This window comes from Kitasatospora sp. NPDC032121, from assembly GCF_055580145.1.
The window spans coordinates 972484-993267 of the sequence record NZ_JBVILX010000001.1; the positions used below are offsets into that span (position 1 = coordinate 972484).

The 20784-nt window shown below is 73.6% G+C and carries 20 protein-coding genes and 3 tRNA genes; 13 read left to right on the top strand and 10 right to left on the bottom strand.

Going from position 1 to position 20784, the window contains the following annotated elements; genetic code table 11:
- Positions 1–87 precede the first annotated feature (87 nt).
- Positions 88–924: a serine hydrolase domain-containing protein gene (locus tag ACZ5OX_RS04445; protein WP_465628677.1), complete on the top strand. Its 837-nt coding sequence runs from the start codon at positions 88–90 to the stop codon at positions 922–924.
- 20 nt (positions 925–944) lie between these two features.
- Here ACZ5OX_RS04445 and ACZ5OX_RS04450 read toward each other — a convergent pair whose 3' ends face one another.
- Positions 945–1721: a pirin family protein gene (locus ACZ5OX_RS04450; RefSeq protein ID WP_465628678.1), complete on the bottom strand. Its 777-nt coding sequence runs from the start codon at positions 1719–1721 to the stop codon at positions 945–947.
- A gap of 224 nt (positions 1722–1945) precedes the next feature.
- Here ACZ5OX_RS04450 and ACZ5OX_RS04455 point away from each other — a divergent pair, with 224 nt between their 5' ends.
- The 5 genes from ACZ5OX_RS04455 (at position 1946) to fabF (ending at position 6976) form a co-directional block, all read left to right on the top strand.
- A complete protein-coding gene (locus ACZ5OX_RS04455; protein ID WP_392870105.1) occupies positions 1946–3142 on the top strand; it encodes a PucR family transcriptional regulator in 1197 nt (398 codons plus the stop codon).
- Positions 3143–3233: 91 nt separating this feature from the next.
- Positions 3234–4184 (top strand): ACP S-malonyltransferase, encoded by a 951-nt coding sequence (locus tag ACZ5OX_RS04460; protein WP_465628679.1) that lies wholly within the window; start codon positions 3234–3236, stop codon positions 4182–4184.
- On the top strand, positions 4181–5212 hold the full coding sequence (locus tag ACZ5OX_RS04465; RefSeq protein WP_449789149.1) for a beta-ketoacyl-ACP synthase III: 1032 nt from the start codon (positions 4181–4183) through the stop codon (positions 5210–5212). The genes ACZ5OX_RS04460 and ACZ5OX_RS04465 overlap by 4 nt, the downstream gene beginning before the upstream one ends.
- A 75-nt stretch (positions 5213–5287) precedes the next feature.
- The gene (locus ACZ5OX_RS04470; RefSeq protein ID WP_355251392.1) at positions 5288–5527 is read left to right on the top strand and encodes an acyl carrier protein; all 240 of its coding nucleotides are present in this window, start codon (positions 5288–5290) and stop codon (positions 5525–5527) included.
- Positions 5528–5710: 183 nt separating this feature from the next.
- Positions 5711–6976, top strand: a complete 1266-nt coding sequence (gene fabF, locus ACZ5OX_RS04475; RefSeq protein WP_465628680.1) for a beta-ketoacyl-ACP synthase II — start codon at positions 5711–5713, stop codon at positions 6974–6976.
- Positions 6977–7054: 78 nt separating this feature from the next.
- Here the strand turns inward: fabF and ACZ5OX_RS04480 are convergent, their stop codons facing one another.
- Both ACZ5OX_RS04480 and ACZ5OX_RS04485 read right to left on the bottom strand, forming a co-directional pair.
- A complete protein-coding gene (locus ACZ5OX_RS04480) occupies positions 7055–7549 on the bottom strand; it encodes a DUF3145 domain-containing protein (RefSeq protein ID WP_392869740.1) in 495 nt (164 codons plus the stop codon).
- 362 nt (positions 7550–7911) lie between these two features.
- Positions 7912–8940 carry an NADP-dependent oxidoreductase gene (locus ACZ5OX_RS04485; RefSeq protein ID WP_465628681.1) on the bottom strand — a complete coding sequence of 343 codons (1029 nt, stop codon included), beginning with the start codon at positions 8938–8940 and terminating at the stop codon, positions 7912–7914.
- 136 nt (positions 8941–9076) lie between these two features.
- Here ACZ5OX_RS04485 and ACZ5OX_RS04490 point away from each other — a divergent pair, with 136 nt between their 5' ends.
- Together ACZ5OX_RS04490 and ACZ5OX_RS04495 are read left to right on the top strand one after the other, a co-directional pair.
- Complete coding sequence (locus ACZ5OX_RS04490; protein WP_449789146.1) at positions 9077–9541, top strand: MarR family winged helix-turn-helix transcriptional regulator; 465 nt, start codon at positions 9077–9079, stop codon at positions 9539–9541.
- Positions 9542–9660: 119 nt separating this feature from the next.
- Complete coding sequence (locus ACZ5OX_RS04495; RefSeq protein ID WP_465628682.1) at positions 9661–11250, top strand: LCP family protein; 1590 nt, start codon at positions 9661–9663, stop codon at positions 11248–11250.
- 84 nt (positions 11251–11334) lie between these two features.
- On the opposite strand, the gene ACZ5OX_RS04500 is transcribed toward ACZ5OX_RS04495, so the two are convergent.
- The 5 genes from ACZ5OX_RS04500 to ACZ5OX_RS04520 form a co-directional block, all read right to left on the bottom strand.
- Positions 11335–12246, bottom strand: a complete 912-nt coding sequence (locus ACZ5OX_RS04500; RefSeq protein WP_465628683.1) for a 1-aminocyclopropane-1-carboxylate deaminase/D-cysteine desulfhydrase — start codon at positions 12244–12246, stop codon at positions 11335–11337.
- Between the two features lie 115 nt (positions 12247–12361).
- Positions 12362–13030, bottom strand: coding sequence for a GOLPH3/VPS74 family protein (locus tag ACZ5OX_RS04505; RefSeq protein WP_465628684.1), 669 nt, complete (start codon positions 13028–13030; stop codon positions 12362–12364).
- A 37-nt stretch (positions 13031–13067) separates the two neighbouring features.
- Positions 13068–13295, bottom strand: coding sequence for a type II toxin-antitoxin system antitoxin (locus ACZ5OX_RS04510; protein WP_392869752.1), 228 nt, complete (start codon positions 13293–13295; stop codon positions 13068–13070).
- 9 nt (positions 13296–13304) lie between these two features.
- Positions 13305–14252 carry an SPFH domain-containing protein gene (locus ACZ5OX_RS04515; RefSeq protein WP_465628685.1) on the bottom strand — a complete coding sequence of 316 codons (948 nt, stop codon included), beginning with the start codon at positions 14250–14252 and terminating at the stop codon, positions 13305–13307.
- A 319-nt stretch (positions 14253–14571) separates the two neighbouring features.
- A tRNA-Ile gene (locus ACZ5OX_RS04520) sits at positions 14572–14645 on the bottom strand.
- 189 nt (positions 14646–14834) lie between these two features.
- Between ACZ5OX_RS04520 and ACZ5OX_RS04525 the strand changes: the two genes are divergently transcribed.
- Together ACZ5OX_RS04525 and ACZ5OX_RS04530 are read left to right on the top strand one after the other, a co-directional pair.
- On the top strand, positions 14835–15686 hold the full coding sequence (locus ACZ5OX_RS04525) for a trypsin-like serine peptidase (protein ID WP_465628686.1): 852 nt from the start codon (positions 14835–14837) through the stop codon (positions 15684–15686).
- Positions 15687–15804: 118 nt separating this feature from the next.
- Positions 15805–16551: a trypsin-like serine peptidase gene (locus ACZ5OX_RS04530; protein WP_465628687.1), complete on the top strand. Its 747-nt coding sequence runs from the start codon at positions 15805–15807 to the stop codon at positions 16549–16551.
- 126 nt (positions 16552–16677) lie between these two features.
- On the opposite strand, the gene ACZ5OX_RS04535 is transcribed toward ACZ5OX_RS04530, so the two are convergent.
- A tRNA-Asn gene (locus ACZ5OX_RS04535) sits at positions 16678–16750 on the bottom strand.
- A 62-nt stretch (positions 16751–16812) separates the two neighbouring features.
- Positions 16813–16885 (bottom strand) — tRNA-Asn (locus ACZ5OX_RS04540).
- A gap of 229 nt (positions 16886–17114) precedes the next feature.
- Here ACZ5OX_RS04540 and ACZ5OX_RS04545 point away from each other — a divergent pair.
- The 3 genes from ACZ5OX_RS04545 to ACZ5OX_RS04555 all read left to right on the top strand — a co-directional run bounded on the left by ACZ5OX_RS04545 (position 17115) and on the right by ACZ5OX_RS04555 (position 20546).
- Complete coding sequence (locus ACZ5OX_RS04545) at positions 17115–17420, top strand: hypothetical protein (RefSeq protein ID WP_465628688.1); 306 nt, start codon at positions 17115–17117, stop codon at positions 17418–17420.
- A gap of 169 nt (positions 17421–17589) precedes the next feature.
- A complete protein-coding gene (locus ACZ5OX_RS04550; protein ID WP_465628689.1) occupies positions 17590–19023 on the top strand; it encodes an FGGY family carbohydrate kinase in 1434 nt (477 codons plus the stop codon).
- A 119-nt stretch (positions 19024–19142) separates the two neighbouring features.
- Entirely contained in the window at positions 19143–20546 is a 1404-nt protein-coding gene (locus tag ACZ5OX_RS04555; protein ID WP_465628893.1) for a glutamate decarboxylase, read from the top strand.
- Positions 20547–20784 lie beyond the last annotated feature (238 nt).

A 20784-nucleotide genomic window follows, 5' to 3' on the forward strand; every position in this document is an offset into this window, starting at 1 on the left:
CTTCGAGTGCACTCCAAGCAAGCCGCTACCCGGGTGGCTCCGCCACCACCTTCTCCGGAGGTTTTCCCGGCGACTAGAGTCGGGCCCATGGAGAGCTTGCGGATGATCGAGAACTGGCCGGTGCCCCATGCCGCGGCGGCCGTGGTCCGGGGGGCGGACGGCGCGGTGCTGGGCGCGCACGGGCCGCAGCAGCACCTGTTCCCGCTCGCCTCGGTCACCAAGCTGCTCACCTCGTACGCGGCGCTGGTCGCCGTCGAGGAGGGCGTGTTCGAGCTGGACGACCCGGCCGGGCCGCCCGGGGCGACCGTCCGCCACCTGCTCGCGCACACTTCCGGCCTGGGCTTCGACGAGGACCGGGTGTTCGGTGAGCCCGGCAAGCGCCGGCTCTACTCCAACGCGGGCTTCGACGCGCTGGCCCGGGCACTGTCCGAGGCCGCCGGGATCGAGTTCTCCCGCTACGCCGCCGAGGCGGTGTTCGAGCCGCTGGGCATGACGGACACCCTGCTCCACACCGCGCACAAGTCCCCGGCCGGCGCCGGCGGCCTGTCCACCGTCGCCGACCTCGCCCGGTTCGCCGCCGAGCTGCAGGCGCCCAAGCTGCTGGACCCGTCCACCGTCCTGCGGGCCACCCGCGAGGTCGCCTTCCCCGGCACCAGCGGCGTGCTGCCCGGCTACGGCCACCAGCGCCCGAACGACTGGGGCCTCGGCTTCGAGATCCGCGACGGCAAGAGCCCGCACTGGACCGGCTCCGCCAACTCCCCCGGGACCTTCGGGCACTTCGGCCAGTCCGGCACCTTCCTGTGGGTGGACCCGCGGGCCGGCGTGGCCTGCGTCGCGCTCACCGACCGGGACTTCGGCCCGTGGGCGGTCGAGGCCTGGCCGGCCTTCTCGGACGCGGTCCTCGGAGAGCTCGCGAAGGGCTGAGCCGAGCCGTACGGCCGGCGCTAGCCGTACGAGACCGGCGAGTGCATCTCCCAGAGCAGGAGTTCGGCGCCGGTCTCGCCCGCCGCCGGGTCGGCGAAGGCCTCACCGGTGATCCGTACGCTGTCGCCCGGCACCATCGAGCGGCCGGCGCCCTTGGGCCCGGGGACGGTCCGGTAGCCCAGCGAGCCGGCCGTCAGGTGCGCGTACCGCCAGGGCGCCTCGGGCAGCGGCGGCAGCGGCTGCCACGGCCCGGCGGTGGCCAGCCAGAGCGCGGCGTCGCCGCGGCGCAGCCGCAGGGCGTCCGTCCCGGCGTCGCGCTCCAGCCCGGAGGCCAGCAGCGTCAACCCGCCGTCCGCCGGTTCCACCTTGCGCAGACCGTACGCGGGTGGCGCGTCGAACTCGTCGGGTTGGAGCCACATCTGGACGAAGCGGACCGGACCGGTGGCGCCGCCGACGTTGCGCTCGGTGTGGGTGACGCCGGAGCCGGCGCTGAGGTGCTGGACCATCCCGGGCCGGACCACCCCGCTGTGGCCCTGCGAGTCCCGGTGGGCCAGCGCGCCCTCCAGCACCCAGGTGAGGATCTCGGTGTCCCGGTGCTTGTGCTCCTCGAACCCGGCCCCGGGGGCGAGGAGTTCCTCGTTGCACGCGAGCAGCGCGCCGAAGTGGGTGTTCTTCGGGTCGTAGTGGCCGGAGAAGGAGAACGCGTGCCTGGTCTCGACGCCCTCGGCCGGGGCGGAACGGTAGCGCTCGGCGGTGCGGCGCAGGTCGGCACGGGGGCGGGCGGCGGCTTCGGTCACGCCCCCACCGTAGTGGGTGGGCGTCGGAGTGTGACTCTTGCCACCGTGCCGCTCCGCCGGGGATTGTGCACGAGCAGTCACTCACGTGAGGCAGTCTTGTCCTTGTGCCAGCCGCCTCCACGAACTCCACGAACGACCCCAGCTCCAGCCCCGCACCCGACCCCACCGGGAAGAGCCCGACCGCCCGGTCGGGCCGCGACCGCCCGGGCCGCGCGGCGCCCCGCCTGACCGCGCAGGAGCGCAGAAACGCCGCCGAGCGCGCCGAGCGCCGGGCGGCGACGCTCAAGCGGCTGGAGAAGTCCTCCGGCAAGCTGGCCACCGCCGCGATCTCGCGGATGGACGACCAGCTCGGCTGGTACCGGCGGATGCCGCCGGAGCACCGGTCCTGGATCGGCCTGGTCGCCCAGGCCGGCATCGCCGCGTTCACCGAGTGGTACCGCCACCCCGACGCCGCCCAGGCGATCTCCACCGACGTCTTCGGCACCGCCCCGCGCGAGCTGACCAGGGCGATCACCCTGCGCCAGACCGTCGAGCTGATCCGCACCACGATCGAGGTGATGGAGGAGGCCATCGAGGAGGTGGCCGCGCCCGGCGACGAGGCGGACATGCGCGAGTCGGTGCTGGTCTACGCCCGGGAGATCGCCTTCGCGACCGCCCAGGTGTACGCCCAGGCCGCCGAGGCGCGCGGCGCCTGGGACGCCCGCCTGGAGGCGCTGGTGGTCAACTCGCTGCTGTCCGGCGACGCCGACGAGGGCGTGCTCTCGCGGGCCGCGGCGCTCGGCTGGGGCCAGCCCAGCCAGGTCCGGGTGGTGATGGGCAGCGCGCCGGACGGCGACAGCGAACTGGTGGTCGAGGCGATCCGCCGGGCCGCCCGGTACGCCAAGCTGAACGTGCTGACCGGGGTGCTGGGCAAGCGCCTGGTGGTCGTGGTCGGCGGCGACAAGGAGCCGGTGCACGCGGCCCGGGCGCTGATCGGCCAGTTCGCGCCGGGCCCGGTGGTGGTCGGCCCGACCGTGCCCGACCTGCTCTCCGCGACCCGCTCGGCCCACGCCGCCGCGGCCGGCCTGCGCGCCTGCGCCGCCTGGCCGGACGCCCCCCGCCCGGTGCTGGCCGACGACCTGCTGCCCGAGCGGGCACTGGCCGGCGACCAGGCCGCGCGCCGTCAGCTGGTGGAGGAGATCTACACACCGCTTGACGAGGCCGGCTCCGCCCTGCTGGAGACGCTGAGCGTCTACCTGGAGCAGGCCTCCTCGCTGGAGGGCGCGGCCCGGATGCTCTTTGTGCACCCCAACACGGTGCGCTACCGGCTGCGACGTGTGACTGACGTCACGGGGTACGCCCCCTCCGACGTACGTTCGGCGTTCACGCTGCGGATCGCGCTGGCCCTCGGCCGGCTGGGCGCCGTCGGAGAGCCCGGCTGAGTCGGAGTGTAGGGACCATACAATCCCGGATGGTTTTCTTCGTTACCGTCGCCTACCCGCCCCTGGGCGCCTGGCGAGAGAGGGTTGAACCGTGCTCGTAATCGTCGCCCCTGGACAGGGTGCCCAGTCCCCCGGTTTCCTCAGCCCCTGGCTGGAGCTCGACGGCGTCGCCGACCGCCTGCGCGGCTGGTCGGAGGTCGCCGGGCTCGACCTGGTGCACGCCGGCACCGAGGCGTCCGCCGAGGAGATCAAGGACACCGCCGTAGCCCAGCCGCTGCTGGTCGCCGCCGGTCTGGTGACCGCCCGGGAGCTGTTCCCGGACGAGGACGTCGCCCGCAAGCTGGTCGGCGCCGTGGCCGGCCACAGCGTCGGTGAGATCACCGCCGCCGCCGGCGCCGGGGTGCTCACCGCCCACGACGCGCTGGCCTTCGTGCGCGAGCGCGGCCAGGCCATGGCCGAGGCCGCCGCCGTCACCGAGACCGGCATGCTCGCCGTGCTCGGCGGCGAGTCGGAGGAGGTCGCGGCGAAGCTCGCCGAGCACGGCCTGACCGCGGCCAACAACAACGGCGGCGGCCAGATCGTCGCCGCCGGCACGCTGGCCCAGCTGGAGGCGCTGAAGGCGGACCCGCCGGAGCGCGCCAAGCTGATCACCCTCAAGGTGGCCGGCGCCTTCCACACCGAGCACATGGCCCCGGGCGTCGAGCGGCTGGCCAAGCTGGCCCCGACCCTGACCGCGGCCGACCCGCTGGTCCGCTACGTCTCCAACAAGGACGGCGCGGTCGTGGAGTCCGGCGCCGAGGTGCTCTCGCGCCTGGTGTCGCAGGTCTCCAACCCCGTCCGCTGGGACCTCTGCATGGAGACCCTCGGGCAGCTGGGCGCGACGGCCGTGATCGAGCTGTCCCCCGCGGGCACCCTCACCGGGCTGCTCAAGCGCAACCTCAAGGGTGTGGCCACGCTCGCCCTCAAGACCCCCGCCGATCTCGACAAGGCCCGCGCGCTCGTCGCGGAGCACGGCGGTCAGGAGCAGGAGACCCAGGCATGACCAAGCCCCAGATCCGCCCGGTGAACGGCGCGCAGTACGCGCGCATCCACGGCGTCGGCGGCTACCGTCCGGTCCGGGTCGTCCCCAACTCCGAGGTCCTGGAGTGGATCGACTCCTCGGACGAGTGGATCCGCACCCGCAGCGGTATCGCCGAGCGCCGCTGGGCCGGCCCGGACGAGTCCGTCGCCGAGATGTCGGTCCAGGCGGCCGGCAAGGCCATCGCCCAGGCCGGGATCACCGCCGACCGGATCGGCGGCGTGATCGTCTCGACCGTCTCGCACTTCAAGCAGACCCCCGCGATCGCCACCGAGATCGCCGAGCGGCTCGGCTGCGGCACCGCCCCGGCCTTCGACATCTCGGCCGCCTGCGCCGGCTTCGGCTACGGCCTGGGCCTGGCCGACGGCATGATCCGCGGCGGCAACGCCGAGTACGTGCTGGTCATCGGCGTCGAGCGGCTCAGCGACCTGACCGACAAGTCGGACCGCTCCACCGCCTTCATCTTCGGCGACGGCGCCGGCGCCGCGATCGTCGGCCCGTCCGACACGCCCGGCATCGGCAAGCTGATCTGGGGCTCGGACGGCTCGCAGGCCGAGCTGATCACCCAGACCCAGGCCTGGGACACCGCCTTCGCCAAGTCCGACGCCGTCAACGGCGCGGGCGAGGAGACGAAGTGGCCGGCCCTGAAGATGGACGGCCAGCCGGTCTTCCGCTGGGCCGTGTGGGAGATGGCCAAGGTGGCCCAGCAGGCGCTGGACGCCGCCGGGATCACCGCCGACCAGCTCGGCGCGTTCATCCCCCACCAGGCCAACATGCGGATCACGGATGCCATGATCAAGGCGCTCAAGCTGCCGGATTCGGTGCCCGTCGCCCGCGACATCGCCGAGACCGGCAACACCTCCGCCGCCTCCATCCCGCTGGCGATGGAGCGCATGCTGGAGAGCGGTGAGGCCCACAGCGGGGACCTGGCCCTGATCATCGGGTTCGGGGCGGGTCTCGTCTACGCCGCCGCAGTCGTTACTCTCCCCTAGGCGCGTTCGCGCCGTCCACAAGCCTGTGCCCGGCCGCCGGCCGGACACGTTCAACACCGAAGAGGAGCAGCCAGTATGGCTACCAAGGACGAGGTCCTGGAAGGTCTCGCCGAGATCGTCAACGAGATCGCCGGTATCCCGACCGAGGACGTCCAGCTCGACAAGTCCTTCACCGATGACCTGGACGTCGACTCGCTGTCCATGGTCGAGGTCGTCGTGGCCGCCGAGGAGCGCTTCGACGTCAAGATCCCGGACGACGAGGTCAAGAACCTGAAGACCGTCGGCGACGCGGTGGACTACATCCTCAACGCCTGAGCGACCGACTCGTTCGACTCGGTCAGCCCGTCCGGCGTCCCGTACGCCGGCCCGGGCTGACCGGTCGGCCGGGCTCGTCGAGCCTGGCCGGCCTCTCCGGCCGGGACGCCCTCATCGGGCGCCCGGCCGGGCCCATCCTCGGCACGCCGCCGACCCCCGCACACGTGAGAGAAGAAGAAACCAGTGACCGCTGAAAATCGCACCGTGGTCGTCACGGGTATCGGCGCCTTCACGCCGCTGGGCGCCGACGCCGCCAGCACCTGGGAGAACCTGGTCGCGGGCACGTCCGGCGTGGCGGCCCTGACCGAGGAGTGGGCCGAGGACCTGCCGGTGAAGATCGCGGCACGGACCGCCGTCGAGCCCGGCGACATCCTTCCCCGCCCGCTGGCCCGCAAGCTGGACCGCTCGGCCCAGTTCGCGCTGATCGCCGCCCGCGAGGCCTGGGCCGACGCCGGCTTCGAGACCCCCGCCACCGACGAGTCCTCCAAGCTCGCCCCCGAGCGCCTGGGCACCGTCATCGCCTCCGGCATCGGCGGCGTGACCACCCTCCTCGACCAGTACGACGTGCTGAAGGAGAAGGGCGCCCGCAAGGTCTCCCCGCACACCGTCCCGATGCTGATGCCCAACTCCCCGGCGGCCAACGTCGGCCTGGAGGTCGGCGCCCGCGCGGGCGTGCACACCCCCGTCTCCGCCTGCGCCTCCGGCGCCGAGGCGATCGGCTACGCGATCGAGATGATCCGCACCGGCCGCGCCGACGTCGTGGTGGCCGGCGGCACCGAGGCGGCGATCCACCCGCTGCCGATCGCCGCGTTCGCCAACATGATGGCGATGTCCAAGAAGAACGACGACCCCCAGCGCGCCTCCCGCCCGTACGACAAGGCCCGCGACGGCTTCGTGCTGGGCGAGGGCGCCGGCGTGGTCGTGCTGGAGTCGGTCGAGCACGCCGAGGCGCGCGGCGCCCGGATCTACTGCGAGGCCGTGGGCCAGGGCCTGTCCTCGGACGCCCACCACATCGCCCAGCCCGAGCCGACCGGCGCCGGCGTGGCCCGCGCGCTGGCCGACCTGTTCGAGCGCAACGAGCTGGACAAGGCCGAGATCGTGCACGTCAACGCGCACGCCACCTCGACCCCGCAGGGCGACACCGCCGAGCTGAAGGCGCTGCGCAAGGAACTGGGCGACGACCTCGACCACATCGCCGTCTCGGCCACCAAGTCGATGACCGGTCACCTGCTGGGCGGCGCCGGCGGCATCGAGACCGTCGCCACCGTGCTGGCCCTGCACCACCGGGTCGCCCCGCCGACCATCAACGTGGACGAGCTGGACGACGACGTGGACGCCGACATCGTCCGCGGCGGGGCCCGCAAGCTGCCCGAGGGCCGGATCGCCGCGCTGAACAACTCGTTCGGCTTCGGCGGCCACAACGTGGTGCTGGCCTTCCGCACCCGCTGACGCCCACGACGAAGGGGCCGGCGCTCTCCGCGAGCGCCGGCCCCTTCGCATGTCCCCGGTACGGCCCCGGGGCGGGCCTCAGACCACCTGGTGCAGCCAGCGCACCGGCGCGCCCTCGCCCGCGTACCGGAACGGCTCCAGCTCGTCGTCCCAGGGCTTGCCGAGCAGCCGGGCGACCTCGGCCTCCAGGTCGGCCCCCTCGCTGCGGGCGCGCACCAGGACGGCGCGCAACCGGTCCTCGGGGATCAGGATGTCGCCGTGGATGCCGGTGACGGCATGGAAGATGCCCAGCGAGGGCGTGCTGCTGTACCGCTCCCCCTCCGCCGTGGCGCAGGGCTCGCTGGTCACCTCGTAGCGCATCAACTGCCAGCCGCGCAGCGCGGAGGCGAGCTTCGAGGCCGTACCGGGCTCCCCCTGCCAGGAGAGCTCGGCGCGCCAGTGTCCGGGTGCGGCCGGCTGGCGGATCCAGTCCAGGCTCACCCGCACACCGAGCACCCCCGCGACGGCCCACTCGACGTGCGGGCACAGCGCGCGGGGCGCGGAGTGGACGTACAGGACTCCACGTGTCGTCACCGGGACCTCCAGGCTGTGGACGAGGGTCGCCTTCCCCAGCTGCCTCGTGCCTGCAGTTGATCCGCAGTTACTCACGTTAGCTGACATTAAGCTACTAAATTGAGCAAAACGGACAGGCTTTCGCTCAATGCTAGTCGAATCCTCAACGAGGTCTACCCCTCGGCCGGATCTCTCCCCCGAACGGCCCCATCACCGGCCGAACCACCGTACCGCGCGGCGCCACGGGATGGATGACGCACTTTCGGATCCGGCCGGAATGCGGTAGTGCGCCTCCGGCACCCGCGCCCGGCGGCGGTCCGCCCATGACGAACGCCCCGCCGCCCGGTCGGGGCGGCGGGGCGATCAGGATGCCTGACGCTTCGTCAGTCACCCAGGCGGACGACCATCTTGCCGGTGTTGACGCCGCGCAGCAGGTCGATGAAGGCCTCGACGGCGTTCTCGACGCCGTCGACCACGGTCTCCTCGGTGCGCAGTTCACCGGACTTCAACCAGCCGGCCACCTCCGCGACGAACTGCTGCTGGAGCCCCGCGTGGTCGCTCACCAGCATGCCCTCCAGGCGCAGCCGCTTGCCGATGGCGAGCGCGAGGTTGCGCGGGGCGGCGGGTGCGGCGGTGTCGTTGTACTGGGCGATCGCGCCGCAGAGCACCGCGCGGCCGTGCACGTTCAACGCGCCGATCGCGGCCTCCAGGTGGTCGCCGCCGACGTTGTCGAAGTAGAGGTCGATGCCGTCCGGGGCGGCCTGGGCGAGCTGCTCGGCGACCGGGGCGTCCTTGTAGTTGAAGGCCGCGTCGAAGCCGTACTCGTCCACCAGCTTGGCCACCTTCTCCGCCGAGCCGGCCGAACCGACCACCAGCGAGGCGCCCTTGAGCCTGGCGATCTGGCCGACCAGCGAACCGACCGCGCCGGCCGCGCCGGAGACGAAGACCCTGTCGCCCTCCTTGAGGCCGCCGACGGCCAGCAGCCCGGAGTAGGCGGTCAGGCCGGGCATGCCGAGCACGCCGAGGTAGGCGGAGAGCGGGGCGGCGGCCGGGTCGACCTTGACCGCGTGCCGGGCGTCCAGCGTCGCGTACTCGCGCCAGCCGAGCCCGTGCAGCACCGTGTCCCCCGGGGCGAAGCCCTCGGCCCCGGAGGCGACGACGTGACCGACCGCGCCGCCGTCCATGGCCTGGCCCAGCTGGAACGGCGGGACGTACGACTTCACGTCGTTCATCCGGCCGCGCATGTACGGGTCCACCGAGAGGTAGGCGTTGCGGACCAGGATCTCGCCCGGGCCCGGGGTGCGGACCGGGGCCTCGACCAGGGCGAAGTCGGCCGGCACCGGCCAGCCCTTTGGGCGGGCGGCGAGGTGCCATTCACGGGCGGTCGCGGGGGTGGCGGCCTGCTCTGCCATGGGTGTGCTCCTTGCGGTTCGGGGGCGGGTCGGGACGCGGGTTCGGAGAGGTTCGAACACCTAAAAGGTTGAGCAACTGAAGTAACGATGGGCATGAAAGGTTCACATTGTCAACTTTTCAGGTAGACTCTCGACCATGGACACCCAGCCGGTCGAGGACGCCGCGCCGCAGCCCGACGAGATCACCCGCGAGGTCGTCGACCTGATGGCCAACCTGGTCGCGCTGTTCCACCGCGAGTACGAGGACGCCGCCGCCGCCCGCTCGCTCACCGGCGCCCAGGCCAAGGTGCTCGCCCTGCTGCGACGCGGGCCGATGCCGATGCGCCAGATCGCCCAGACGCTCAGCTGCGAGCCGTCCAACATCACCGGCATCGTCGACCGGCTCGAATCCCGCGGCTTCGTCACCCGCGAGGCCGACCGGCACGACCGCCGGGTCAAGCTCGTCGCCGCCACCGACACCGGCTCGGCCGCCTCCGAGGAGCTCCGCGAGTCGCTGAACTTCGCCCGCGAGCCGCTGGCCGCGCTCGGTCCGGACGAGCGGACGGCGCTGCGCGACCTGCTCCGCAGGATGCTCGCGGGCGCCTCCGGCCCCGGCGCGTGACCAGCATCACAGGACCCGGGGGCTGCTCGTAGGCCCCAGGGGGGTAACCGAACCGCCTCCCGGAACGTCTAACGTTCGAACATCGAACGCGAGAGACCTGAAGACGGGGGGCACGGAGGATGAGCAGCAGCACGCGCCGGCGCCGCTATCTGCGGACCGCCATCGGCCTGGCCGCCGTACTGGTGCTGTCGGTGGTGGGCGCCGGAGCCTGGTTCTACCACCGGCTGGACAACAACATCACCACCTTCGACCCGGGCGGCGTCGCCACCGAACGCCCGCCGGCCCCCGTCCCGGCCAGCCCGGGCGCCTCCGTACCGGTCAACGTGCTGCTGCTCGGCTCGGACACCCGCGACGAGGGCAACGACTCGCTGGGCGGCGGCGACGAGGGCGTCGGCCACTCGGACACCGCGATCCTGGTGCACGTCTACGCCGACCACAAGCACGCCGTCGGCGTCTCGATCCCCCGCGACACCCTGGTCACCATCCCGTCCTGCAAGCTGCCGAACGGCACCTGGACGGCGCCGAAGACCGACCAGATGTTCAACTCCGCCTTCACCGTGGGCCTGGCCGAGAAGGGCAACCCGGCCTGCACCCAGAACACCGTGGAGAAGCTCACCGGACTGCGGGTCGACCACACCGTCGTGGTCGACTTCAAGGGCGCGGCCGCGATGTCCGACGCCGTGGGCGGCGTGGACGCCTGCGTCCCCAACGACGTCAACGAGTACGGCATACACCTCAAGAAGGGCCTCCAGAAGCTCTCCGGGCAGTCCGCGGTGGACTACCTGCGGGCCCGCCACGGCATCGGCGACAACTCCGACATAGGCCGGATGAAGCGTCAGCAGGCCTTCCTCTCCTCGATGATCAAGAAGGTGCAGAGCCAGGGCTTCTCGCTGCCCACCCTGCTGCCGCTGGCCGACGCGGCCACCAAGTCGCTCACCGTGGACGAGGGGCTGGGCACCGCGATGAAGCTGGTGGACTTCGCCCACTCGATCCAGGACATCAAACTCTCCGACGTCTCCTTCGTCACCGCCCCCTGGCGCTTCGCCGGCGACCGGGTGCGGCTGGTCCAGCCGGACGCCGACACCCTCTGGAAGCTGCTGCGCGAGGACCGCACCCTGGACGGGCAGAGCACCTCAGGGACGGGCCAGCCGGCCTCCTCCCCCACCGCCGACCCGGGCGCCGCCGCGACGGCCCCCGGCACCCCGCTCACCGCGGAGCAGGCCGCGGCGCCGATCACGGTGGTCAACGGGGTCGGCACGCCCGGCCTGGCCGGCTCCGGCGCCGACACCCTCAAGGCGCGCGGGTTCCGCAACGTCACGCTGGGCCACACCTCCGCCGGGCGGCAGACCACGCGGGTCGCCTACGACCCCGCGCTGAAGGCCACCGCCGACCAGGTCGCGGCGCTCTTCCCCGGCGCCACCACGGTCGAGGAGCCCGGCACGGAGGCGATCACCGTCACCCTCGGCGCCGACTACCGCGCGGCGGGCACCCGGACCGACTCGGTGGCCGCCCCGAGCCCGGAGCCCGGCGTCCCGGCCGCTGCCACCCCGGGCGCCGCCCCGGGCAGCGTCCCCGGCACCATCCCGGGCGCCACCGCCGGCAGCACCCCCGGCACCGCCCCGGGCCTGCCGAGCGGCATCCCCACCGGCATAGCGGAGAACACCCGCAACGCCGACACCGACCCGTGCGCGAACCTGACCTTCGGCTGATAGCGCCCTCCCGCCGGACGGACGGCCCGCCCTCCCCGCCGAACGGCGGGAGCGCGGGCCGTCCGCGTCGGAGCCGGGGCGGCCCTACCGCGGATCCGGCAGCCCGGTGACGACGGCGGTGAGGCGGGTGCCGCGGGGAAAGGCGCCCTCCGCCGTCAGGTCGGCCAGCGCGGCGAGCAGTTTGGCGACGTAGCGGCGCTCCAGCGCGATGCCGTGGCGGCGCTCGAACCGCTCGGCGAAGGCGGCCAGTCCGGCCGGGACCCTGCCGTAGCCGCCGCCGTGGTGCGCGTGGTCGATCCGCCAGTTGTCGAACCCCCGCCCGTAGGCGGCCCGGTGCAGCCGGGTGACCTCCGCCTCCAGGTAGCCCTCGCCGCCGCGCAGCACGGCGACCCCGAGCGCCCGGGCGCCCGCCGGCAGGCCGGCCGCGATGCCGGCCAGGGTGCCGCCGGTGCCGACCGGGCAGCAGACCACGTCCCGCTCGCCGAGACCGGGCAGTTCGGCCGGGATCGCGGCCGCGCCGACGGCGGCCAGGGCGTTGGAGCCGCCCTCCGGGAGCACCAGGCAGGGGCCCCAGCGGCGGAGCAGGGCGTCCGTGCCGTGCTCCCCCTCGGCCCGGCCGGTGGCCTCCCGGTACTCGGCCCGGGTCAGGAACTCCAGCCGCATCCCGGCCTCCTCGGCGGCCCGCAGCGACCAGTTGCGCGGCCGGTCGGCCAGCTCCTCGCCGCGGACCAGCCCGACGCTCTCCAGTCCGAGCGCCCCGGCGGCGGCCGCGACGGCCCGCAGGTGGGTCGAGTAGGCGCCGCCGAAGGTCAGCAGCCGGGTGTGGCCCTGCTCCACGGCGGCGGCCAGGTTGGGCGCCAGTTTGCGCCACTTGTTGCCGGGGACGGTCGGGTGCAGCAGGTCGTCCCGCTTCAGCCGCAACTCCACCCCGGCCCGGGCGTAGGCCTCGTCGGTGCAGTCCACCAGCGGGGTCGGCAGCAGGGCGGGTTCGAGCATCCGGCCAGCTTACGGGCCGGTACGTCCGTACGCCCGGACGGCCGGGAGCCCGGCCACCGGACCGGTGACCGGGCTCCGCGCCCCCTTGCGGGCCGTCTCCCCCGCGGACGGACCGTCAGCCCAGGGCCGCGCTCTCCGCCGCGTGGCCCGCCATCCGCCAGGCCAGCGCCGTGCCGAGCGCGCGCGGGACCGGGCCGGCCGCCGGGGCCAGCTTCGCGATCCGGCCGCGGTGCTCCCGGCGCTGCCTGCCGTTCAGGACCGAGCCGAGCCGGCCCGCAGCGACCAGGGCGGTCAGCGCCGCGTCGGCCGGGTCGACCCGGCTGAGCGGCCCGGTCAGCGCCCCGGTGACGGAGGCCGCCAGCGCCTCGCGGACCCCCGGGTCCGTCAGGGTGACCAGGGTCACCGGGAACAGCCCGGCCGCCCGGTGCGACCGGAGGGTGAGCCGGCCGGAGTCCGCCAGACCGTCCCTGACCCGGCGGACCGGCTGGTCGTGGCCGGTGCTCCTGGCACGGCTGACCCAGGAGTTCCAGCTGTGCGGCCGGCTCTCCCTGATCTGGCCCAACAGACGGGCGCTGTAGGGATCGAGGCCCTCCTCGGCCGCGCCGCCGCGGGCCCGGGCGACGGCCTTGCGGCCCTCCTCGTACAGCAGGCCCCTGCGCAGCAGCTCGGTCAGCGCCGCCGCCTGGAGCAGCAGGTTGGGCGAGGAGTTCCGGGTGGTGCGCTCGCGCCGCGGGTCGTGGGCGAGCAGGTACAGCTTCTCGGGCAGGTTGCCGGGCAGGTCCATCTCGGTCTCCGAAGGTTCTCCGAGCCCCGGTCCGCGGTCAGTCCTCGCCGGACTCGCCGCTCTCCGGGCTCTCCTTGGGTGGGCGGCCGCGCCGGGGAAGCCGGGCCGCACCGCTGGGCATCCGTCCCGCGTCGGTGAGGGCGCGGCGGAGCAGGAACTCGATCTGGGCGTTGGTGCTGCGCAGTTCGTCCCCGGCCCATCTGGCCAGCGCGTCGTGAACTGAAGGGTCCAGTCGCAACAGGATCTTCTTCCGTTCCGTCGCCAAGGCCTCGCCTTACTGGTAGAGGGAGCCCGTGTTCACGACGGGCTGGGTGCCGCGGTCGCCGCAGAGCACCACCAGGAGGTTGCTCACCATGGCGGCCTTGCGCTCCTCGTCCAGCTCCACGACATCGCGTTCGGCGAGCCGGTCCAGCGCCTCCTCGACCATACCGACGGCGCCCTCGACGATCAGCCTGCGCGCCGCGACCACGGCCCCGGCCTGCTGGCGCTGGAGCATCACCTGGGCGACCTCCGGAGCGTACGCGAGCCTGGTGATCCGGGACTCGATGACCCGCACCCCGGCCGAGGCGACCCGGGCGGAGATCTCGGCGGAGAGCTTGCGGGCGATCTCGTCCGCGCCGTCGCGCAGCGACAACTGGCCCTCGTGGTGGGCGTCGTAGGGGTAGCTGGTGGCGATGTGCCGTACGGCCGTCTCGGTCTGGATGGCGACGAAGTCGGCGTAGTCGTCCACCTCGAACATCGCCATCGCGGTGTCCTCGACCTGCCAGACCACCACGGCGGCCATCTCGATCGGGTTGCCGTCCGCGTCGTTGACCTTGGTGGTCTCGGTCTCGTGGTTGCGGATCCGGGTGGAGATCCGCCGCCGGCTGGTGAACGGGTTCAGCCAGGTCAGGCCCTCGGCGCGGACGGTGCCGCGGTAGCGCCCGAGCAGCTGGACCACCCGGGCCTGGCCGGGCGAGACCACCGTCAGCCCGCACATCAGCAGCACCGAGCCGAGCACCAGCAGCGGTCCGACGACCACCAGGGCGATGCCCAAACCGTTGGCCTTCACGGACAGTTGGGCCGCGCCGACGACGAACGAGCCGACGCCGGCGAGCAGGCCGAGCAGGGTGCCGCCGAGCACCGGCAGGCCGGCCGCCCCGGTGATGGCCCGTTCGGTGAACTTGGGGACCGGGAGGTCCAGGACAGGGCCGTCCTCGACGGTGGAACGCAGTGTGGTCATGGGACCGACTCCCCCAATGGTGATGTCCGCTGCGCGGGTGCCCGCTTCAGCTGTCAAAGTGATATCACTTTTTGCGCGCACGGCGCCAGCGTCCGGCAACGGGGAAAGGGGGACGAGCGCCGCGGGGAGGCGACGGACAGACGTCAGGGAGAGTCGGGGCCGATGCCCACGGGCGGGTGAATTCCGGCGCGCCACCCGGGAAAGGGGATGGCCGCGGCCTAGACTCTGCGACGTCGCAGGCGGTGAAAGGGCGGCGGGGCTCCGGCCCGGCGGCCCGCCCGCGAAAGACGCGTACGACGCTCGTCGCACACCGAGAAGGTGGGGCGGGTGGGACTCGAACCCACGACCAAGGGATTATGAGTCCCCTGCTCTAACCGGCTGAGCTACCGCCCCGGTTCGCCGCACGCGCCGGTCGTCGGCACGGCAGCAGCAGACGGCCCCAGCGAGGCCGTCCCGGGCAGCATAGCCGGTCGATCACCCGTGGTGCGCGCCGGGGGCGCAGCTGGGTACGCGACGGTGCTCGACTCCCGGTCGGCGCAGCCCGGGTGGCGGCGGGGCGTCCGTCCGGGGCAGCCTGGACGGATGACGACACGTGGGAGGGGAGCGGCGGCCGCGGCACTCGCACTGGTGCTGGCCGCGGCGGGCTGCACCACCGCGGCGGGGCCGGGCGGGAGCGCCCCGACCGTCACCTCGGCGCCGCCCACCGCCGCCTCCGCCGACCGCCACGGCTGGAACCGGCAGCGGCTCAGGAGCGCGGCCGACCGGCACACCGGCGTCACCCGCACCGCCAAGCCCACCGTGCTCAACGGCCTGGTCGGCGCGGTGTTCACGCGCAACGCCGACGGCGACCACTTCTGCACCGCCAGCGTGGTCGACAGCGCCGGGCTCAACCTCGTCGTCACGGCCGCCCACTGCGTCTGGGACCCCCGGCTCGGCCGGCGCAGCGACCTGGTCTTCGTCCCCGGCTACCGCGACGGCGACACCCCCAGCGGCATCTGGCCACTGCTGGCCGTCACCGTGGACGACGGCTGGAACGACCACGCCGACCCGGACGTGGACGTCGCCTTCGCGATCGTCCAGGCGCAGAACGGGCTGCAGGTCCAACAGGTGCTCGGCGCCAACCGGCTCGGCGTCAACCGGGGCTACCGGCTCCCGGTGAAGGTCACCGGCTACCCGAGCAGCAGCGGCGTCCCGATCACCTGCTCCAACACCACCGCCCAGCAGAGCCCCACCCAGCTGCGGATCGACTGCCCCGACTACACCGGCGGCACCAGCGGCAGCCCCTGGGTCACCGACTTCGACCCGGCCACCAGGACCGGCACCGTGGTCGGCGTGATCGGCGGCTACCAGGAGGGCGGCAGCAGCCCGGACACCTCGTACAGCAGCTACTTCGGCGACCGCGTCCAGGCCCTGTACGACCGCGCCACCGGGTGACCGGCGGCGGGCCCGGCACGCGGCAGTGGCGCCGCCGGGCACGGCCTGGTAGATCTTCCTCACGAACGGCGGAACGCACGGCCCCGGTGCCCGCCCCGAGGAACGAGACGGAGCCCCGATGGCCCCCCGCCCGGCCCGGCCCGCGCGCACGGCTCGAACGGCCGCGCTGGCCGCCCTGCTGCTGGCCGTCGGCACCGCGTGCGGCGGGCAGGACGGGGCGCCCACCGCCGAGGTGGCGCAGCAGAGCCCGGCCGGGGACCGGGTGGGCACCCTCTCCATCCGCACCGCGCAGGGCCCGCGGGCCTGCACCGCGAGCGTGGTGCACAGCCCCCGGGGCAACCTGCTGGTCACCGCGGCGCACTGCGTGCAGAGCCGGCGGATCGGCCTGCTGGACGGCCTGGTGTTCACCCCCGGCTACCGCAACGGGTACACCCCGTACGGGACTTGGCCGGTGAAGGCGATCACGGTGGACCCGCGCTGGGCGGCCGAGGACGACCCCGAGTACGACGTGGCCTTCGTCACGGTGGGCATGCTCGACGGCCGGCAGATCGAGGACACGGTCGGCGGCAACCCGCTCGGCACCGGCCAGGGCTTCGGGCTGTCCGTCTCGGTCACCGGCTACCCGAACGAGAGCGACGAGCCGATCACCTGCGCGGCCCGGACCAGCTCACAGAGCCCCACCCAGGCGCGCTTCGACTGCGGCGGCTACACCGACGGCACCAGCGGCAGCCCGTGGGTGGCCGCGAACGGCGCGGTGGTCGGCGTGATCGGCGGCTACCAGGAGGGCGGGGTCACCCCCGGCACCTCGTACAGCGTCGCCTTCGACCAGCGGGTCGCCGACCTCTACCGGAAGGCGACCACCTGACCCGGCGACCCGGCGGGGGCGGTGTCGCGTACGTCACTCCGAGAAACCGGAGGACGGAAACACGAAGGCCCCCCGGTCGACCGAGGGGCCTTCGCTCTGAGCAGTCACCGGGCGGACCCGGTGCAGCTCCCGCAATTGGACTCGAACCAATAACCTGCCGGTTAACAGCCGGCTGCTCTGCCAATTGAGCTATGCGGGATCGCGGCACTCGACTTCCGTACCACGGACGGGAACCGGGCCCCGAAGGGACCTTCTCCCGAGCTCCCCCAATTGGACTCGAACCAATAACCTGCCGATTAACAGTCGGCTGCTCTGCCAATTGAGCTATGGGGGATCGGCTTCCGCTCCGGCCCCCGGTCTCCCGGGCTCCTCGGCGCTCGCTGCGGGACATACATTAGCGCACTCGGGGGGGTGGTCCGCCAATCGCTTTCCCGGCTTGCCGCCCGGCTGCCGCCCGGCGCGCCCCGCGCGCGCCCGCCGACGGGGGCGGGGATGCTGGGGCGCGGACGGTTCGCCGTCCCGACTGACGGGTAGGGCAATGCGGCAGAAGCCGCCAGGAGAGGGTGGATCCGATCATGTGGAAGCTGTCGTTGGCCGCGGGTTTCGCGGCCGGCTACGTCCTGGGCTCGCGGGCCGGGCGCCAGCGCTACGAACAGATCGCCAAGGTCACCCGGCAGATCGCCCGGAACCCCGCGGTCCAGGGCGCGACCGACCGGGCCCGGCAGCAGGCCGGAGCGGTGGCCGGGAAGGCGGCCGGCGCGGTCGCGGACCGGGTCGGCGACCGGCTGCCGAACGCCGTCACCGACCGGGTGTCGTACTTCAACCGCTCCCGGACGGAGGACGACGGCTGGGGCACCTTCCGCCCGTGACGGCGCGGCGGGGACGTGTGTCATGTGACACACGTCCCCGGCGGCCTACCTCCCGTCCGTGACGGGACGGTGACCACAGGGCGAAGCGAAGCCCCACCCGGGGTCGCGAAGCGGCAACGGCCCGCCCGGCCCGGACGCGTCCAGGGTCCGGCTGAGGCATGATCTCGGCATGGCCATCGTCGCGGGGATAGACAGCTCGACCAACCGCACCCGGATCGTGGCGTGCGACGCCGACACCGGTGCCGTCCTGCGTTCCGGCAAGGCGCCCCATCCCGTCCCCGAGGACCAGGACCTGCGCCCGGGCGAGGCCGACCCCCAGGTCTGGCTGCACTCGCTCGGCGACGCCGCGACCGGCGGCCTGCTGGAGGGCGTCCGGGCGATCGGGGTCAGCGCCCAGCAGCACGGGATGATCGGCCTGGACGCCGGCGGGGTGCAGGTCCGGCCCGCGATCCTGTGGAACGACCCGCGCTCCAGCGGCGCCGCCGCCAAGCTGCTGGACGCCTTCGGCGGCGCGGCTGCCTGGACCGCCGCGATCGGCGCCGTGCCCGCCCCCACGTACACCATCGCCAAGCTGCGCTGGCTGGCCGAGTTCGAGCCGGCCAACGCCCGCCGGGTCGCCGAGGTGCTGCTGCCGCACGACTGGCTGGTCTGGCAGCTGCTCGGCCACCCCAAGCGCCGCACCACCGACCGCGGCGACGCCTCCGGCACCGGCTACTGGTCGCCGATCACCGGCGAGTACCGGCAGGACCTGGTGGAACTGGCGCTCGGCCACGAACTCCGGCTGCCCGACGTCCTGCCCCCGGCGGAGCCCGCCGGGCACACCCCCGAGGGCCTGCTGATCTCGGCCGGCACCGGGGACAACATGGCCGCCGCGCTGGGCCTGGGCCTCGGCCCGGGCGACGCGGTGGTCTCGCTCGGCAGCGCCGGGACGATCTTCGCGGTGCACGAGGAGGCCGTGGTGGACGCCTCCGGCCTGGTCTCCTCCTTCGCCGACGCCAGCGGCCGGCACCTGCCGATGGTCGCCACCCTCAACGCCGCCCAGGTGCTGCGCTCCACCGCCGCCCTGCTCGGCCGGGACCTGGAGGGCCTCAGCGACCTCGCCCTGCACTCCACCCCCGGCGCCTACGGCCTGGTGCTGCTGCCGTACCTGGACGGCGAACGCACCCCCGCGCTGCCGCACGCGGCCGGCACCCTGACCGGCCTTCGGGCGGAGGCGATGACCCCTCAGCACCTGGCCCGGGCCGCCGTCGAGGGCATGCTGTGCAACATCGCCGACGCCCTCGACGTGCTGCGCGCCCGGGGCGTCGCGGTGAAGCGGGTGTTCCTGCTCGGCACCGCGGGGCGGCTGCCCGCCGTCCGGCACATCGCCCCGATGCTGTTCGGCGTCCCGGTCGTGGTGCCGCCGCCGGGCGCCCACGCCGCCCGCGGGGCCGCCCGGCAGGCCGCCTGGGCGCTGGCGGGCACCCCGGAGCCGCCGGCCTGGGAGCTGCCGGATGCGGAGACCGTCGAGCCCGACGGGGAGCAGGACCTGGCGATCGGCTCGGCGGTGCGTCAGCAGTACCGGGCCGCCCGCGACCAGATCCACCCGGAGGTCGCGGGCTGACCCCCGGACGGGGCCGGCCCGCCCCTGGCTCGAAGCAGCCGGTGAAGATGCGTCACCCGGTGGCCGGTGGCAGCGTGGGACGGGACACGGCCACCGAACGCGAAGGACGGCAGGACGCCATGGCGCTGCACAAGGGAGCCGGCGGCGACCGCCGGCTGAGCATGGGCCCGTACCCGACGATCGCCGACCCGCTGGGCTCGATGAAGCTGGCCCCGCCGCTGCACCGACTCGGCGAGGGCCCGGTCACGGCCGACACCGCGTACCAGCTGGTCCACGACGAGCTGATGCTGGACGGCAACGCCAAGCTCAACCTGGCGACCTTCGTCACCACCTCGATGGAGGCCCAGGCCGCCCGTCTGATGGCCGAGTGCCTCGACAAGAACATGATCGACAAGGACGAGTACCCGCAGACCGCCGAGCTGGAGCGGCGCTGCGTGGCGATCCTCGCCGACCTCTGGCACGCCCCCGACCCGGACGCCGTGGTCGGCTGCTCCACCACCGGCTCCAGCGAGGCCTGCATGCTGGCCGGCATGGCGCTCAAGCGCCGGTGGATGCGCCGCAACGCCGACCGCTACGCCGCCGGGGCCCGGCCCAACCTGGTGATGGGCGCCAACGTGCAGGTCTGCTGGGAGAAGTTCTGCAACTTCTGGGAGATCGAGGCACGCCAGGCGCCGATGGAGGGCACCCGCTTCCACCTGGACGCCGAGCAGGCGGTCGCACTGTGCGACGAGAACACCATCGGTGTGGTCGGCGTGCTCGGATCCACCTTCGACGGCTCGTACGAGCCGGTCGCGGAGATCTGCGCGGCCCTGGACGCCTACCAGGAACGCACCGGCATCGACGTCCCGGTGCACGTGGACGGCGCCTCCGGCGGCATGGTGGCGCCCTTCCTCGACCCGGAGCTGGTCTGGGACTTCCGGCTGCCCCGGGTGGCCTCGATCAACACCTCCGGCCACAAGTACGGCCTGGTCTACCCGGGCGTGGGCTGGGCGCTCTGGCGCGACAAGGCGGCGCTGCCGGAGGAACTGGTCTTCCGGGTCAACTACCTGGGCGGCGAGATGCCGACCTTCGCCCTCAACTTCTCCCGCCCCGGCGCCGAGGTGGTCGCCCAGTACTACGTCTTCCTGCGGCTCGGCCGGGAGGGCTTCCAGGCCGTCCAGGGCGCCTGCCGCGAGGTCGCCACCTACCTGGCCGGGCAGATCGAGAAGCTGGGCGGCTTCCGGCTGCTGACCCGGGGCGACCAGCTGCCGGTGTTCGCCTTCACCACCGAGGAGGGCCTCCCGTTCGACGTGTTCGACGTCTCCCGGCGGCTGCGCGAGCGCGGCTGGCAGGTGCCCGCGTACACCTTCCCGGCGAACCGGGAGGACCTGTCGGTGCTCCGGGTGGTCTGCCGCAACGGCTTCTCCCGGGACCTCGCCGACCTGCTGCTGACCGACCTCGACCGGCTGCTGCCGGAGCTGCGGCGCCAGCCCGCCCCGCTCCAGGAAATCGGGGTACCGCCCCGGCCGGGCTTCCACCACTGACCGCTCACCCACCCCGTCCGCACGCCCGGTCCACACGCCCGGTCCGCACGCCTGGGGAGAGGTCACGGCGGGGAGGGGCAGTGAAGCGCCCTCCCCGCCGGAGCGTCCCGGTCGGGGGGGGGGGGGGGGGGCCCCCCCCCATGTCCCGATCCCATGGGGGGGGGGGGGCGGGGGGGGGGGGGAGGAAGTTTTTTTGTTGGTGGTTGGAACTCTTTCCCCCCAACTAAACACCGCCGGC

Coding starts and splice junctions, on each gene's coding strand:
- ACZ5OX_RS04445 (WP_465628677.1), top strand. CDS start 88: ATGGAGAGCTTGCGGATGATCGAGAACTGGCCGGTGCCCCATGCCGCG.
- ACZ5OX_RS04465 (WP_449789149.1), top strand. CDS start 4,181: ATGACCAAGCCCCAGATCCGCCCGGTGAACGGCGCGCAGTACGCGCGC.
- ACZ5OX_RS04470 (WP_355251392.1), top strand. CDS start 5,288: ATGGCTACCAAGGACGAGGTCCTGGAAGGTCTCGCCGAGATCGTCAAC.
- ACZ5OX_RS04485 (WP_465628681.1), bottom strand. CDS start 8,940: ATGGCAGAGCAGGCCGCCACCCCCGCGACCGCCCGTGAATGGCACCTC.
- ACZ5OX_RS04490 (WP_449789146.1), top strand. CDS start 9,077: ATGGACACCCAGCCGGTCGAGGACGCCGCGCCGCAGCCCGACGAGATC.
- ACZ5OX_RS04495 (WP_465628682.1), top strand. CDS start 9,661: ATGAGCAGCAGCACGCGCCGGCGCCGCTATCTGCGGACCGCCATCGGC.
- ACZ5OX_RS04500 (WP_465628683.1), bottom strand. CDS start 12,246: ATGCTCGAACCCGCCCTGCTGCCGACCCCGCTGGTGGACTGCACCGAC.
- ACZ5OX_RS04505 (WP_465628684.1), bottom strand. CDS start 13,030: ATGGACCTGCCCGGCAACCTGCCCGAGAAGCTGTACCTGCTCGCCCAC.
- ACZ5OX_RS04515 (WP_465628685.1), bottom strand. CDS start 14,252: ATGACCACACTGCGTTCCACCGTCGAGGACGGCCCTGTCCTGGACCTC.
- ACZ5OX_RS04525 (WP_465628686.1), top strand. CDS start 14,835: ATGACGACACGTGGGAGGGGAGCGGCGGCCGCGGCACTCGCACTGGTG.
- ACZ5OX_RS04530 (WP_465628687.1), top strand. CDS start 15,805: ATGGCCCCCCGCCCGGCCCGGCCCGCGCGCACGGCTCGAACGGCCGCG.
- ACZ5OX_RS04550 (WP_465628689.1), top strand. CDS start 17,590: ATGGCCATCGTCGCGGGGATAGACAGCTCGACCAACCGCACCCGGATC.
- ACZ5OX_RS04555 (WP_465628893.1), top strand. CDS start 19,143: ATGGCGCTGCACAAGGGAGCCGGCGGCGACCGCCGGCTGAGCATGGGC.